The sequence below is a fragment of the Amycolatopsis sp. cg5 genome (assembly GCF_041346955.1).
Lineage (GTDB): Bacteria > Actinomycetota > Actinomycetes > Mycobacteriales > Pseudonocardiaceae > Amycolatopsis.
This window is the reverse complement of sequence record NZ_CP166849.1, coordinates 4,532,046-4,547,111: the sequence shown is the minus strand read 5'-3', so window position 1 is coordinate 4,547,111 and position 15,066 is coordinate 4,532,046. Positions and strand designations below refer to the sequence as shown.

The 15,066-nt window shown below is 68.4% G+C and carries 10 protein-coding genes; 9 read left to right on the top strand and 1 reads right to left on the bottom strand.

Annotated features, from left to right (window positions below):
• The first annotated feature begins 132 nt into the window (after nucleotides 1-132).
• Nucleotides 133-1,020 (top strand): hypothetical protein, encoded by an 888-nt coding sequence (locus AB5J62_RS20365; protein WP_370949881.1) that lies wholly within the window; start codon nucleotides 133-135, stop codon nucleotides 1,018-1,020.
• A 418-nt stretch (nucleotides 1,021-1,438) separates the two neighbouring features.
• Here the strand turns inward: AB5J62_RS20365 and AB5J62_RS20360 are convergent, their stop codons facing one another.
• Nucleotides 1,439-1,993 carry an AAA family ATPase gene (locus tag AB5J62_RS20360; RefSeq protein ID WP_370949880.1) on the bottom strand — a complete coding sequence of 185 codons (555 nt, stop codon included), beginning with the start codon at nucleotides 1,991-1,993 and terminating at the stop codon, nucleotides 1,439-1,441.
• A gap of 426 nt (nucleotides 1,994-2,419) precedes the next feature.
• On the opposite strand from AB5J62_RS20360, the gene AB5J62_RS20355 reads away from it, so the two are divergent.
• The 8 genes from AB5J62_RS20355 to AB5J62_RS20320 are packed head-to-tail and all read left to right on the top strand — an operon-like array spanning nucleotide 2,420 to nucleotide 15,055.
• Nucleotides 2,420-4,312 (top strand): phage tail sheath family protein, encoded by a 1,893-nt coding sequence (locus AB5J62_RS20355; RefSeq protein ID WP_370949879.1) that lies wholly within the window; start codon nucleotides 2,420-2,422, stop codon nucleotides 4,310-4,312.
• A gap of 8 nt (nucleotides 4,313-4,320) precedes the next feature.
• Complete coding sequence (locus AB5J62_RS20350; protein ID WP_370949878.1) at nucleotides 4,321-4,845, top strand: phage tail protein; 525 nt, start codon at nucleotides 4,321-4,323, stop codon at nucleotides 4,843-4,845.
• A 3-nt stretch (nucleotides 4,846-4,848) separates the two neighbouring features.
• Complete coding sequence (locus AB5J62_RS20345) at nucleotides 4,849-5,568, top strand: hypothetical protein (RefSeq protein ID WP_370949877.1); 720 nt, start codon at nucleotides 4,849-4,851, stop codon at nucleotides 5,566-5,568.
• Nucleotides 5,561-6,235 carry a hypothetical protein gene (locus AB5J62_RS20340; protein WP_370949876.1) on the top strand — a complete coding sequence of 225 codons (675 nt, stop codon included), beginning with the start codon at nucleotides 5,561-5,563 and terminating at the stop codon, nucleotides 6,233-6,235. The genes AB5J62_RS20345 and AB5J62_RS20340 overlap by 8 nt, the downstream gene beginning before the upstream one ends.
• On the top strand, nucleotides 6,232-7,455 hold the full coding sequence (locus tag AB5J62_RS20335; protein WP_370949875.1) for a Pvc16 family protein: 1,224 nt from the start codon (nucleotides 6,232-6,234) through the stop codon (nucleotides 7,453-7,455). The genes AB5J62_RS20340 and AB5J62_RS20335 overlap by 4 nt, the downstream gene beginning before the upstream one ends.
• A 9-nt stretch (nucleotides 7,456-7,464) precedes the next feature.
• Nucleotides 7,465-9,297 carry an ATP-binding protein gene (locus AB5J62_RS20330; protein ID WP_370949874.1) on the top strand — a complete coding sequence of 611 codons (1,833 nt, stop codon included), beginning with the start codon at nucleotides 7,465-7,467 and terminating at the stop codon, nucleotides 9,295-9,297.
• A complete protein-coding gene (locus AB5J62_RS20325; protein WP_370949873.1) occupies nucleotides 9,288-9,533 on the top strand; it encodes a hypothetical protein in 246 nt (81 codons plus the stop codon). Before AB5J62_RS20330 ends, AB5J62_RS20325 begins: the two co-directional genes overlap by 10 nt.
• Nucleotides 9,530-15,055 (top strand): DUF4157 domain-containing protein, encoded by a 5,526-nt coding sequence (locus AB5J62_RS20320; RefSeq protein ID WP_370949872.1) that lies wholly within the window; start codon nucleotides 9,530-9,532, stop codon nucleotides 15,053-15,055. Before AB5J62_RS20325 ends, AB5J62_RS20320 begins: the two co-directional genes overlap by 4 nt.
• Nucleotides 15,056-15,066 lie beyond the last annotated feature (11 nt).

Here is a 15,066-nt window from a genome sequence, read left to right as displayed (position 1 = left end):
GTTGCCACCGCGACAACCTGACTCCGGCCAGGTTGTCGCGGTGGACAACTTTCCAACCATAAGTTCTGGTTCGCATGATCAGCCGCTACCGTGGATGGTTGTCCGCACACCCCAGGACGAAGTGGGGCAGTCATGCGAAAATTGCTGGCGCTGACGTGCGCTCTCGCACTCGCCTGCACGGTTCCGAGCACCGCCGACGCGGCCGCCGCTCCCCCGGCGACCTGGAAAGAGCACTGGTTCGAGCACGTCCAGACGCTCAAGCTGGTCGGCTACAACGACACGGTCGCGCTGTACTTCGACAACGACGTCCCAGCGTCCACAAAGGACTGGGCGCTCCCGTACCTGACGCGGATGTGGAAGTACGCGCAGCAGACCTACGGCAACTCCGGCAACCTGATGAACTCTGACCGCTTGTACTCCATCCACCACGAGGCCAAGTACTACGGCGGCCATCCGTCCACTGTGTACGACTCATCCCACGACCACCGCAACGTCAGCGACGTCGGCGGCAACGGCTGGGCCCAGCCGCAGTACGAGGTCGCGACGCATGAGGCAGGCCATGTCGTGGAGAGCATCGCGGCGGGCAAGCACGGATCACCCGCGTTCGGATTGTGGCAGGACAGCAAGTGGATGGAGTTCTTCATCTACGACGTCTACGTCTCGCTCGGCATGACCGCCGAAGCCCAGTCCTTCTACAACCGAATGATGTCGGCGGACCACGTCGACAGCTTCCCGCGAGCCGGGACGCATTGGTTCCGCGACTGGTTCTACCCGCTGTGGCGCGACCGCGGGCACGCCCAGGTCATGGTGAAATTTTATGGCTTGCTGGGTAAGTACTTCCCGCGCAGTGGTAACGACTTCTCACGGGGGATGAACTGGGGCGAGTTCGTCCACTTCATGAGCGGCGCCGCCGGGGTGAACCTGAAGCCGTTGGCCACCAACGCCTTCGGCTGGCCTTCGTCATGGGAAACTCAGTTCCAAGCCGCCCGCACCACGCTCCCCGGCATCACGTACTCGTAAGCCCCGGCCGCACCGAGCTTGGTCTGACGGAGTGAGGGTGCCCCAGAGTGCTTACCGCGCACCGAAGGGACCCCTCGCTTCGCAAGCCGAACCGGGATAAAGCCCGCTAAACTCCGCCCAAACACGGGGGCTGCCCCGGACGACACGAACCGCACTCACCCCGCTACGAGGCCCGGGTATGAGGGGAGCCTTCATCCACGCTCGGCTCGGGTGAGGGCCTCCCTCACCCGAGCCGAGTGGGTGAGGGAGGCCCTCACCCGTATATACGGTCGAACTAGGCCCACACCCCACGAATCCGAGCGAAGTAGGCCCTCACCCACGCCCGACCACGACCCTGCCCCGGACGGGACAGCCGAGAAGGGGTCGTGAGTGTTTTCGCCGGTTAGAACCGGCCGTACCACTCACGACCCTGGTCGTGCTAGGTGCCCGCGATGCTTACGGCGGGGGTGGCCAGGCGCATGCCGGCTTCACGGGTGGTGACGTGGGCCGAGTGCCAGCCGCGGGGGACGTGGTGCGCGAGCAGGAAGTGGCGGAACCGCGAGGCCCGGTGGACGTGCCGGGCGAACGAACGTGGCCGGATCAGCCTGCCGCGGGCGCGCTGGCCTTCGAGTGCGGCTTCCGGGGTGACGTCGAGCCAGAGCAGGCGGATGCGGCGGCCGGTCAGCGCGGCGACCGTCGCGAGGAGGGCCCTTGTCGACGCCCTTGTCGACGGTTCGTGCACGATCACCGGGCCGATCGCTCCGGCCGCGTGGGCGACGACGCGCAGGCGGTGCCAGGCGTGGACGATCGGGCGGTACAGCCGGTACGGCACGCGCGCGGGCAGTTGCGCGCGCAGGCGGGCGCGGACCTGGTCGGAGTCGAGTACCGGCAGGTCGTGGACCGCGCGCAGCATCGTGGTCTTGCCCGCGCCCGGCAGGCCGGCGACGACCAAGAGGTCACGGGGGCCGAGTTCGATCGTGAGCGGCTCCGTCATACCCGTGCCAACGTACGGCGAAGAGTAAAGGTTCCTTTACTTCGGCGGACACGCGGGGTCACCGAGCGGCAAATCCGGGAAAATATCCACAATGGACAATTAACTGATCAATTTTAATTGATCACGATGCCCTTTCGGGCAAACGATCGAGCAGGCGGTCAACACGCCATTGGCCCATTTGGGTAGTCATGCGAGTCCGCCCGAATGAAGGTCGCCGATCCGCTTGACGCGGAGGGTGATCGGGTCAAACATCGCTATCGAGATCCTTTGGGGCGCCACGGGCGATTGAGGGGATGTGGCGGGGGGATTCACGAGCGGTATCCGGCCATTTCGGCATGCCCGGATACCGGTATTGGCTGGCGCCCACACTCTTTTCGAGGCACCGCGGCGAATTTCGGCGCCGCGAGGACGACAGATGGAGCCGGCATGCCTGTTACACCTACCTATCCTGGTGTCTACATCGAGGAATTACCCAGCCGCGTGCGCACGATCACGGCCGTCTCCACCTCCGTGACGGCGTTCGTCGGCTACACCACCCAGGGCCCGGTCGACGAGGCCGTGACGATCACCAGTTTCGCCGACTACGAGCGCCGTTTCGGTGGCCTGGCTGCGAATAGCGCGGTCAGCTACGCCGTGCAGCAGTTCTTCCTCAACGGCGGTTCGATCGGCATCGTCGTGCGCGTCGCGGCCGGCGCGGGCAACGCGACGGTGGTGCTGAAGAACACCACCGCGAGCCCGCAGGACCCGGCGGGGCCCGCGTTGAAAGTGTCCGCGAAAGAACCGGGTGCCTGGGGTAATGAACTGCGCGTATCGGTCGATTACGCGACGAAGAATCCGACGGAAACGTTCAATCTTCAAGTTTTCGGCGCGGGCGGGTCGCCGAGGGAAAGCTTCACCGACCTTTCACTGGACAAGACGGACGTCCGATATGCGGTCGACGTGATCAATTCCGCGTCGAACCTGATCAGGGTGTCTCACCCGGATGCCACAGTGAAGAATCGGCCCGAACCGACCGGTACCGTCTCCGGCGCTTTCGACACCTCGGCCGCGCTGCCCGATCCGAATGGCGAAATCACCGTCACCCTGCGTGGCACCGGCAAGTCCCAGAAGATCACGCTCAAGGACGTGCCCGTACCCGGGTCGCTGGCCGAACTCGCGCTGCAGCTGGAGAACGCGCTGCGCGGGATCGCCGACGAGCCGGGCGACCGCACCTTCGGCGCCATCAAGGTGACCGCCATGGGCAACCGGCTGCAGATCGTCTCCGGCTCGGCGACACCGGCCACGATCCTCGAGTTCAGCGGCGCGGCCGCCGCGAAGCTCAGCCTGAACACCTCCCCCAACGTCACCGCGTACCAGGTCGGCGCCACCACGGACGTCGGCGCGCAGGGCAAGGGCACCGCGGGCGTCAACGGCGGCGCGCCGACGTTCAAGGACATCATCGGCAGCGAAAGCGCGAAGACCGGCATCAACGCGTTGCGTGCGATCGAAGACGTCAACCTGCTCTGCCTGCCGGAGATCAACGCGTTCGGCGCCGACGACATGGTGGCCACCATCGCCGCCGCCGAGCGGCTCTGCCAGGACAAGCGGATGTTCCTGCTGGTGGACAGCCCCGCCGCGTGGAAGACGCTCGACCAGGCGCGGGCGAACCTCGGCACCCTGGACTCGGTGCGCAGCAACTACGCGGCGCTGTACTTCCCGCATCTGGAACTCGTCGACCAGCTCAGCGGCAGGCTGCGCGCGTTCCCGCCGTGCGGCGCGGTCGCCGGGATCATGGCGCGCACCGACAGCGAGCGCGGGGTCTGGAAGGCGCCGGCGGGCACCGAAGCCAGGCTCGCGGGCACCCGCGCGCTCACCGTGCCGATGACCGACCCGGAAAACGGCCTGGTCAACCCGCTCGGGGTGAACTGCGTGCGCAGCTTCCCGGTGATCGGCCCCGTGGTCTGGGGCGCGCGGACGCTCGAAGGCGCCGACGCGCTCGCCTCGCAGTGGAAGTACGTGCCGGTGCGCAGGCTCGCGCTGATGATCGAGGAAAGCCTCTACCGCGGCACGAAATGGGTGGTCTTCGAGCCCAACGACGAGCCGCTGTGGGCGCAGATCCGGCTCAACGTCGGCGCCTTCATGCACGCGCTGTTCGAGCGCGGCGCGTTCCAGGGCGTGTCCTCGCGCGACGCCTATTTCGTCAAGTGCGACAAGGAAACCACCACGCAGAACGACATCAACAGCGGGGTGGTGAACGTGCTCGTCGGGTTCGCTCCGCTCAAACCGGCCGAGTTCGTGGTCATCAAGATCGAACAGCTCGCCGGGCAGATCGAGGTCTAGGGGACGACATGGCTGAGTTCACCGTCAATCCGCAGCGGTTCGATCCGTACAAGAACTTCAAGTTCCTGGTGCTCTGGGACGGCCGCACGGTCGCGGGCATCTCGAAGATCAGCCCGCTCAAGCGCACCACCGAGGTGGTCAAGCACCGCAACGGCGGCGACGCCAGCTCGCCGCGCAAGTCGGCGGGGCGCACCGAGTTCGAGGCGATCACCCTCGAGCGCGGGGTGACGCACGATGTCGAGTTCGACCGCTGGGCCAACAAGGTCTGGATGGTCGGGCAGGGCAAGGGCTCCGAGTCCTCGCTGCGTGACTTCCGCAAGGACCTGGTCATCCAGGTGCTCAACGAGGCGGGTCAGGTCGCCGTCGCCTACAAGATCTACCGGGCGTGGGTGGCCGAGTACCAGATCCTCGGCGAGCTGGACGCCAACGCCAACGCGGTCGCCATCCAGAGCCTCAAGCTCGAGAACGAGGGTTGGGAACGCGACCAGGAGGTCGGCGAGCCGGAAGAGCCGTCGATCCAGTTCCCGGCGTGACCGGTGCCTGGGCCGACGGAGCTGCTGGCCACCTGGGAAGCGGGCCTGGCGGCGGGCCCGGTGCGGCGCGCGGTGCTGCTGCACGCGCTCACCGGCGCCGAGGACGGCGGACGGCTGGAGGTGCCCGTCGGCAGGCGGGACCGCGAGCTGTTCGCGTTGCGCCGCACGCTTTTCGGTGAGCGGCTCAACGGCAGGGTGACCTGCCTGGACTGCGAAACAGAGCAGGAATTCGACTTCGACGTCGGCAACGTGGTGGGAGTTGCGATGGACGAGCCCGGTGAGGTGCTGGCGAGCAGTGGCGAATGGGCGATCCGGTTGCGCCGGCCCACGTCCGGCGATCTGCTGGCCGCAGCCGCGGCCGGTCCCGCAGGGGCGCGGCGCGAACTCGTCACGCGGTGCGCGGTCGAGACGACGCACCGCGGCCGTCCGTCCTCTGTGGACGACCTCCCCGCCGACGCGCAGTCGGCGATGGCGGATTCGCTGGCGGACGCGGACACCGCGGCCGATGTGCGGCTCACCATGCCGTGTGTCGAATGTGGACGGACGACCTCGGCGACCGTCGACATCGTGTCGTATCTCTGGGCCGAGCTCGACGCCTGGGCACGCGCGGTGATGCTGGAGGTCCACCTGCTCGCCTCGGCGTACGGCTGGGCCGAGCCCGAGGTGCTGGCGCTCAGCCCGACCAGGCGCCGGTTCTACCTGGAGCTGGTGGGTCATGGCTGATTTCCTGGACCGGCTCCTGGCGCGCAGCGTGCCCGGCTGCCCGGCCCCGGCGGGCGAAGCGCTCGTCGTGCCCCGGCTGCCGCAGCCGTTCGAGCAGTTCACGGGCGGTGTCGAGCAAGAGGAACTCGTCGCCGCGCCGACGCGACGCTCCCCCTCGCCCGTCACACAGGCTGCGCCTTCGCCCGTCGTGACGACGGCCGTGGAAACCCACCACCACACCGAAAGCCCGGCCCCTGCCCCGGCGGCCAAGCCGTGGATTCCGGTATCGCGCCAGGTCACCGCCACGCCCCCGGTCACGCCGCGGCCGTCGGTCACCACCCGGCATCACCACAGCGAGACCCACATCTCGCAGGTGACCGAACAGCAGCGCCTGACCTCGGTGAACGTCAGTGTCTCCCCCGACGTCTCCCCCGACGGCCCGTCGGCAACGCTGCTGCCGTCCACCACCACGGTGGTCGTTCCCGTGCTGCCCGGCGAGCCTCGCCGCGCGCCGGAGACCGCCGCCCGCCGAGGAGATCCGCCGCCTCCGCCGCCGGTGCGGATCTCCATCGGCCGGGTCGAGGTCAAGGCGGCCGAAACCGCCAAACCGGCCGCGAGAACGAGGCCGTCACGCGCCGAACCGGCCGTGAGCCTGGAGCGCTACCTGGCCGAGGAGGGCCGCCGATGAGCAATTTCCTCGCCGTCGCCACGGTCACCGCGGCGCTGAAGATCTTCGTCGCGAAAGCAGCGGCCGACGCGGACCTGCCGGTGAACGTCGACGCCCGCAAGCCGCCAGCCGATCCGCGCACCGAGCCGCTGATCACGCTGTTCCTCTACCAGGTGACGCCCAACGGCTCGCTGCGCAACCACGACGCGGTCACCCGCGCGGCGGACGGCACGGTGCTCAAACGCCCGCAGCTCGCGCTCGACCTGCACTATCTCATCAGCTTCTACGGCAACGAGGCCGAGCTGGAGCCGCAGCGGCTGCTCGGCGCGGTCACCCGCAGCCTGCACGAGCACCCCACCTTGTCCCGCCAGCACATCGAAGAAGCGCAGGTGCTGGCACACCTCGTCGGTTCGGACTTGTCGGCCTCGCCGCAGCGGGTGCGGTTCACACCCACCGCGCTCGACCTCGACGACATGTCCAAGCTGTGGTCGACGATGATCCAGACGCCGTTCGCCCTGTCCGTGGTGTACCAGGCCACGGCGGTGCTGCTCGACGGCGAGTCCGTGCCCGGCGCGGGAAAGCCGGTGCTGCGGCGGCAGATCGCGGTCGAGGCGTTCGTCCGGCCGGTCATCGACAAGGTGCTGTCGTTGCCGCCCGGCGCCCCGGCGGGCACCCAGCCAGGCGACGATCCGATCACCAAGGACCGCGAACTCGCGCTGCTCGGCTCCGGGCTCGCCCGGCCGGGCATGAGCGCGCTCATCGGCGGGGTGACCGCGCCCGTGTTGCGGTCCACAGAGGACTTGGTGGTGCTCGGGCAGCCGTCGCTGCCGCCCGGTATCCATCCGGTGCAGCTGCGCTACGACGTCCAGATCGGGCGTCCGGCGCAGGCCAAGCCGTGGCTGGAGTCCAACATGGCGCCGTACGTCCGGCGCCCTCGCGTGACGGGCGCGAGCATCGTCGCAGGTCAGGCCAAGATCAAGATCGACATTCCGGCCGGGCCCGAGCAGCGCGTCACGTTGCTGCTGGACGAACGGTCGCCGACGGGCAAGCCACGCGGATACCAGTTCGCGGCGCCGTTCCCGCTCCGGAACGGCGAGGGTCCGGTTGACGAGTTCCTGGTGCCGATCACCGGAGCGAAGCCAGGGCGCTACCTGGTGCGAGTACAGGTCGACGGCGCGGAAAGCCCGCTCGACATCACAGACGGCACGTTCAGCGGGCCGACGCTGGACATCACTGGGTGAGGGGGCGAAGTGTCCGGGCGGGGGGATGTTCATCAGCGCGCGCTGGCCACGGCCATCCGTGCCGTGCTGGCGCGCCTTGACGGGCACGCCGAACCCGAGGAACCCTCCGAAGAGCTGTCCGCGCTCGACACGTTGTGCTCCTGCTTCGGACTCAGCTCCTTCGAACGGTCCATTGTGGTCTTGACGGCCGCGATCGAACTCGACCCGAGCACGCCCGCCCGCTGTGCCGCCGCCGTCGGCGACCCGCAGCGCGCGTATCCGACATTCTCCTTGGCGTTGAACACTTTCGAGGACGCTCACTGGAGCGCGTTGACCCCGGTCGCGCCGCTGCGGCGGTGGCGGCTCATCGAGGTCGACCCCGAGCCGTCGCTCACCATGGGCAGGCTGCGCATCGACGAGCGGGTGCTGCACTTCCTGGCCGGAGTCACCTATGTGGACAGTCGGCTGCATGGCCTGCTGACGAAGGTCGACGCACCTGCCGGGCTCCCGTCGTCCCAGCAGACCGCGGCCGGGTCGATCGCCGAGCGGTGGCAGCGCCTCGACGACGAGCCGCGGGTCCAGCTGGTCGGCGCGGACCGGCGCACCCGCTGGGAGGTCGCCGCGACCGCCGCACGACAGGCCGGGATCGGGTTGCACGCGGTCACCGCCGAGGACCTGCCGACCATTCCCGCCGAGCGTGAGGCGCTTTCCCGGCTCTGGGAACGGGAGGCGCTGCTGTTGCCCGCCGCGCTGCTGGTCGAGGGCGCGGCCGCGCAGTCCTTTGTGGCCGGTCTGACCGCGCCGGTGGTCGTCTCGGCGGACGATCCGGTGCCGGGCCGGGAATGGCCGCGTGTCACGGTGACCCGGCCGACAGCCGACGAGCAGCGCGCGCTGTGGAAGGCGGAGCTCAACGGCAGCGGGACCGAGCGCCAGCTGCAGGATCTCGTCGCGCAGTTCTCCTTGCCGGCACACGTGATCCGGACGGCGGGCACGAGTGTCCGCCGCGACGGCACCAGCGCGTGGCAGGCCGGGCTCACCCAGGCACGGATCGCGCTCGACGAGCTGGGCCATCGGATCGAGCCCCGCGCGACCCGCGCTGACCTGGTGCTGCCTGCGCCGCAGCGTCGCATTCTCGACGAGATGGTCGCGCACGTGCGCCAGCGGTCCAAGGTGTACCAGGACTGGGGCTTCGAGTCCGTGCTGCGGCGCGGACTGGGCGTCACCGCGCTGTTCGCCGGGACGAGCGGCACCGGAAAGACGCTCGCCGCCGAGGTGCTCGCCGGCGAACTCGGGCTCGACCTGTTCGTCATCGACCTTTCGCAGGTGATCAGCAAGTACATCGGCGAGACCGAGAAGAACCTGCGCCGGGTGTTCGACGCGGCCGAGGGTGGCGGCGCGCTGCTGCTGTTCGACGAGGCCGACGCGTTGTTCGGCAAGCGCAGCGAGATCAAGGACAGCCACGACCGGTACGCGAACATCGAGGTCAGCTACCTGCTGATGCGGATGGAGGCCTATCGCGGGCTGGCGATCCTGACCACCAACATGAAAAAGGCGCTGGACACGGCGTTCCTGCGGCGGATCCGGTTCGTGGTGGACTTCCCGTTCCCCGGCGCCGCCGAGCGCGCGGAGATCTGGCGGCGGGTCATCCCCGAGTCCGCGCCGGTCAGCGACCTCGACATGGGGCTGCTGGCCCAGCTGACGGTGGCGGGTGGCAGCATCCGCAACGTCGCGCTGTCCGCGGCGTTCCTGGCCGCCGAAGAGTCGTCGCCGCTGGCGATGCGGCACGTGCTCGCGGCCGCGCGCGGTGAGTACCTCAAGCTCGAACGCTCGCTCACCTCCTCGGAGGTGGCGGGATGGACGTGACCGTGGACATCGGCGAACTCGTGCTCACCGGGTTCGCCGGGATCAACCGCGACAAGCTGCTCGCGGCGTTCGAGTGCGAGCTGACCAGGCTGGTGACCGAACGCGGCGTGGGTTCGGCGGCCTTCGACGCGGAAGTCACCCAAGCACCCCAGGTCCCGGCGTCGGCGTCCTCGCAGCGCTTGGGCACGGCGCTCGCCCGGTCAGTCCACAGTGGACTTCTGCGGGGTGCGCCATGACCCGCGCCGTCGCGAAACCGGCCGAGCCCGGCAAGGAGAACAAGCCGAAGCAGGCCAAGCCCGCGCGTCACCCGCGCGAGTTGCGCGAGGTGCTCGCGTCGCCGGGACATCCGCTCGACCCGAGCCTGCGGCGTGAGCTGGAAACCCGGCTAGGGCACGATTTCGGCCGGGTCCGCGTGCACCACGACTCCGACGCCGCGGCGGTCACCGAGCTGCTGGGCGCGGACGCGGTGACGGTCGGCCAGGACATCTTCTTCGGCCAGTCGCTGTTCCGGCCGGAGACCACGGACGGGCGCAGGCTGCTCGTCCACGAACTGCTGCACACCGTCCAGGTGCCGGACGCGCAGGGCGCGCTGCGGGCCGGCCGCGACGCGGGCGCGGTCAGCCTGCCGAGCGAGCCGCTGGAGCGGGAAGCCGAGCGGATCGCGCGTTCCGACGAGCCGCAGACCGAGGTTTCGCAAGGCCAGGGCGCGGCGTGGATGCGATACGCGACGGTCGACGCCGACCGCATGCGGACCGAGCAGCTCGACCCGGCGACGCTGGTCGACCGGCTGGTCGCCGGGGTGCTGCGGAGCCTGCGCGGCGACCCCGGTGATCTGTCGGGGCGGGTGCGCGGGCAGCTGAGCCGATTCACGCCGGAGCTTCGGCACACCGTGCTGGTCAAGCTGGAACTGAGGCTGCCGTCTCCGGAGTACACGCAGCTGGTGCGGCTCGTCGAGGAGGCGGACAAGGCCGCGGCCGGTGGGCCGGTGGAGACGCCTGCCGTGCCCGAGCCGGTGCCTGAGCCTGAGCTGCCGAAGGAGCCTGAGCAGGAGAAACCCGAACCTGAGGCGCCCAAGGAGCCTGAAGAAGAACCCAAGCCTGAGGAAGAAAAGCCGAAGGAAGAAGAGAAGCCCGCCGAGGAAAAACCCGCTGAGGACAAGCCTGCCGAAGAGGAGAAGCCGTCCGAGGAGAAGCCCTCGGACGAGAAACCTGCCGAGGAAAAGCCTGCCGAAGAGCGGCCCGCCGCTGAGGTTCCGGCGGTTCCTGGAGCGCCGGATGCCATGCCCGCGCCTGGTCAGGGCCCTGCCGCGGGTGCGACCCCGATGCCAGCCGAGGCGATGGCCACCGCGGAACCGGCGGCCGCCCAGCCCGAAAAGGTCGAGGCCGAGGCCGCGGCGCCGGAGAGCCCGCTCGTCCAGCACGGCGTCGACCGTCCGGAGCACGACGAGCGCGTCGAGGAGCAGGAAAAACCGATCGGCGTCGAGCCCGCGGCCGACCAGGAGGTCGAACTCCCCGAGCCGGAGGAGCCCAAGACCGAGGACGACGAGCCGGAACGTCCCCCGCTCAAGCCGGAAGACAGCCTGCCACAGTCCGATTTGGACGTTTCGGCGGTACCGACGGCCGAGAATCTGACGCTCCCGGCCAACGGCGCACCGCCCGCTCCCCAGCAGGCTCCGAGCTTCCCCGCTCCCCCGCCGACCAAGGCAGAGCAGGTCGAAGAGCAGACTCCGGCGCCCACCGCACCCGCGACGCCCGAACCGGTCGAGGCCGAGGAGCCGCCCGCTGAGCAGCCGTTGGACGCCGAAGTCGGTCCCGATCCGACGATCGCCCCCGAGGCCACTGCGGCACCCGTCGAGCAGGAGTCGCCCGAACCCGCCGAGCCGGTCGAGGTTCCCGCTGCTCAGGACCTTGCCGAGGTCCCCGGAGCGGTCGAGCCGACCGCCGGCCCCGCGCCCGAGGCGTCGCTCGAGCGTGACGGTGGCGGCTGCGACGGACCGCCGGCGCCGACCAAGGAGGCTGATGCGGCAGGCGGAGGCTGCGGTGGCGGCGGCGCGCCCGCACCGGCCGCCGAGCCCGCGCCCAAGCCCGCTGCTCCGGACGTTTCGGCACAACCGCCGGAGTCCGCGCTCGCCACGGTGTCGGCACTGCCGCCGGATCAGCTGTCGTCCTCGCTGTCCTCAGTGGACAGTGCGGTCTCCCATGACGTCGGCGAGAAGCAGTCGGCGTTGCAGGCCGCGCCTCCGACCATGCAGCGACCCTCCGGCGCACCCCGGACTTTGGACGGGCCGCCGTCCGCCGAACCGGCGGGCGAGTTCGAGAAGGTCACGCTCACGCAGGCCGAAGCACAGCGGGCCGAGCAGCAGGAAAAGCTGAAGCAGGAACAGGTCCAGGGCCAGAACCAGGCGAGCCAGGCACCCCGGCCGCATGTCGCGGGCAACGCCGACGGCCAGATCTCGGCGGAAGAAGTCGCGAACGTCCAGCAGGCCGTCGAGAACGTGCCGACGACCGATCCCGGCCTCCAGGCCAAGGTCGCGGGTCAGCACGTCGAACTCACCGGCGAGCAGGACCCGGCACGCACCGACCAGCAGGCCACCGAGCTGCAAGACGCGTCCACGAAGTACCACACCACCGGCCGGCAAGAGGCGGCCAAGCCGCTCGGCGAGAACCAGATCTTCCCGAACGCCCCTGCGCAGACCCTGTCGGCGCAGGTCCCGTCCGGCCCAGGTGCCGGGCCGCCTGCCGCCCAGGCGGGCCCGTCCGACCCGGGTGTCGCGGTCGTCGCGCAGCAGGAGCGCGGACCGCAGATCCAGGCGGGTGTCGCCGAGGGCCAGACGACCATGGGCACCGAGCGGCAGACCCAGCAGCAGGCCGAGGCCAAGGCGAACACGGACCACGAGGCCGAGGTCACCCGCACGGTCCAGGAGAACTCCGAAGCGCAGGCGGCCGAGCGCGGCAAGGTCGCCGAGGACGCCGCGGCCAAGCGCGCGGAGTGGCGGTCCGAACAGGACAAGAAGATCGCCGAGACCGACACCAAGGCCGCCGAGGAGCACGAGAACGCCAAAACGGGAATCCACAAGGAGAAGACCGACGGCGACAAGAAGGTCGACGAGCGGCAGAAAGAGGACAACGACAAGATCACCCACGAGCGTGAGCAAGCCGAGGAGAAGGCGCGCAAAGAGAAAGAGGCCAAGAAGAAGGAGTCCGAAGGCGGCGGCTTCTTCAGCTGGCTGGCCTCGAAGGTCAAGAGCTTCTTCGAGGGCCTGCTCACCGCGATCACCAAGATCTTCGACGCGGCCGTCGCACTGGTCAACACGATCATCAAGACCTTCGCCACGATCGTCACCGGCTTGATCGACCTGGCCCGCAAGGCGATCGTCGGCCTCATCAACGCGCTGGCCAACGTCCTCCTCGCACTCTGCGACGCACTCGCGGTCTTCTTCCCCGAACTCGCCGCCCGAATACGCAAAGGCATCGAAGACCTCCGCGACGCGGCCATAGCCACGGTCAACAAGCTCGCCGACGCGCTGAAGGCCGGCGTCGAATTCCTGCTCAACAAGCTCGCGGAGGCCTTGACCGGCCTGCTCAGGTTGCTGGAGAAGGGCCTCAAAGCAGCGGTCGAGATCGTCCGCAAGGCCGTCAACGCGGCCATCGAGTTCGCCAAAGCCGCCATCCAGATGCTCGGCGAGTTCGCCGCGATCATCGCCGACATCGCGTCCACCGGAGTCGGCACCTGGATCGGCAAACTCGTCTCGGCGGCCACCCAGGGCATCCGCGAGTTCCTCTGGGGCGCCATCAAGAGCGCGGTCAAGACCTGGTTCAACGAGAAGGTCGAAGCCGTGCTCGGCCTCGGCAAAGCCGTGATCAACATCCTGATCAAGGGCTGCTTCTCGATGGCCAAGATCGGCAAAATGGCCTGGCAAGCCCTGATCGCCGCGCTGCCGATGATGATCGTCACGGTCGTCATCGAGCGCCTGGTCTCGCTGATCATCCCGGCGGCAGGCGCCGTGCTCGCGGTCATCCAAGGCCTGATGGCCGCGTGGGGCACGATCAGCAAGATCCTCGCGGCGATCGGCGCCTTCATCGCGTTCGTCAAAGCGGTCAAGGCGGGCCCGGCCGCCTGCCTCTTCGCGAAAGCCGTGGCGGCGGGCGTGGTCGCGCTGTTGGAGTTCATCACGAACTTCCTCATGGCCAAGCTCGCGTCGGCCGCGAAGGGCGTCGGGAAGTCGCTCAAGGGGATCGCGCAGAAGATCATGAAGGCGCTGGCTCGCGCGGGCAAGGGCGCGCGTAAGGGCGCGGGCAAGGTGATCAATGCGGCTCGGAGCGGGCTGAAGAAGGTCGGCGCGGCGCTGAAGCCCAAGAAGGGCGCGCGGCCTGGACGTCCCGGTCGTCCTGGCCGGAAGCCTGGGGCGAAGGGTCTGCTCGGCCAGGCGAAGGCGACCGTGCGCAAGGGCGTCGACAAGGTCAAGTCGACGCTGAAGAAGGTCGGCAAGAAGATCGCGAGCAGCAAGATCGGCAAGGGCCTGACGAACGCGGCCAAGAAGGCGCGCGACAAGTACCGCGATCTCAAAGCGAAGATCAAGGAAAAGCTGAAGCGGAACAAGGACAAGAAGGGCAAGGACAAAAAGAAGCCCGAGGACAAGAACAAGCGGCTGCAACTGATCGTCGCCCGGATCAAGCCGAAGATCGACAAGCTCGCCGATCGTGGCGTCTGGTCCCTGGTGCTGACGGGCGTGCTCAAGGGCATGCGAATCTGGTACGGCCTGACAAGCTTGCTGAGCTCGGGCGCCAAACAGGTCAGCATCACCGCGAAGCTCAACCCAGAGGCTCTGGCGGGTGGCGGGTTCCGGCTCACCGGTGAGGACGTCCGCAAGCTGGTGCACGAAGTCAGCAACGAACTCCTGTCTCGCCCAGACGTCCGTGAGCGCGCGCTGCGCATGCGCCTCACCAAGGCAAGCAACAAGGACCATCCCATCGAGACCGGACCGGGCGACATTCCCGCGGCGGTGCGCTACCTGCGGAACAGGCGCAATCCTGAGCAAGTCCGAGGACCAGGCGGCACCACTCGCACCGTCGCGCCACAAGCCGCTCGGACCTGGAAGGACGAGTCGTATCTCGTCGGCCACGAGCGGGACATAGTCAAAGAGATGAACACACCGGGGGCGACCAATGCCTTCACCAGAGGGGTTACCTCCTATCCAGCCATCGCTTCTTCATTGCAGGCGACCGGAATGACCGACCAGCGAATTGCGAGTGTTGTGCGCTCCTACATCAAAACGGGCCGACTTCCCGGCGGCCTGACGGAACAGCAGCAGGCATTGCTGCGCAACATGAACTGGCTGATGTTCGTCAGGGAATCCACGCGCAACCCGGGAAACCTCGGCTTCGCTGCGATGACGACCGATCTCGTTCAGCGTGGCCCGCAGCGAGGCGGCATGACCTGGCAGCAAGCCTTCGCCGAGCATGAGGGCACGTCGACCACCGGCGAGCGAGGCAGGCTCCCGATGTCCATGAAGAAGGCCGCGCGCGCGACCAGGGGGCAAGAAGCAGAAGAGCGCGGAGAGAGTCCTGGAAAAACAAGTTCTGGAGGTACTCGTGCCGAAAGAGCCGAACTCAAACGCCGCGAAACCGCAGTTTCGGAGCAATGGGCAATGGTGATTACGGACAATAAGGGGATCATCGGCCGGACATCGGCCTCGGCGATAAGATCCGGCCGAAAGCTGATATCCGACTACCTGATCAAGTTCTATGGTCTCCGATAGAAAGCCGAGTG

What these genes read in the sequence shown, in the direction of transcription:
- AB5J62_RS20320 (WP_370949872.1), top strand. Translation starts at nt 9,530, where the DNA reads ATGACCCGCGCCGTCGCGAAACCGGCCGAGCCCGGCAAGGAGAACAAG.
- AB5J62_RS20325 (WP_370949873.1), top strand. Translation starts at nt 9,288, where the DNA reads ATGGACGTGACCGTGGACATCGGCGAACTCGTGCTCACCGGGTTCGCC.
- AB5J62_RS20365 (WP_370949881.1), top strand. Translation starts at nt 133, where the DNA reads ATGCGAAAATTGCTGGCGCTGACGTGCGCTCTCGCACTCGCCTGCACG.
- AB5J62_RS20350 (WP_370949878.1), top strand. Translation starts at nt 4,321, where the DNA reads ATGGCTGAGTTCACCGTCAATCCGCAGCGGTTCGATCCGTACAAGAAC.
- AB5J62_RS20360 (WP_370949880.1), bottom strand. Translation starts at nt 1,993, where the DNA reads ATGACGGAGCCGCTCACGATCGAACTCGGCCCCCGTGACCTCTTGGTC.
- AB5J62_RS20335 (WP_370949875.1), top strand. Translation starts at nt 6,232, where the DNA reads ATGAGCAATTTCCTCGCCGTCGCCACGGTCACCGCGGCGCTGAAGATC.
- AB5J62_RS20355 (WP_370949879.1), top strand. Translation starts at nt 2,420, where the DNA reads ATGCCTGTTACACCTACCTATCCTGGTGTCTACATCGAGGAATTACCC.
- AB5J62_RS20340 (WP_370949876.1), top strand. Translation starts at nt 5,561, where the DNA reads ATGGCTGATTTCCTGGACCGGCTCCTGGCGCGCAGCGTGCCCGGCTGC.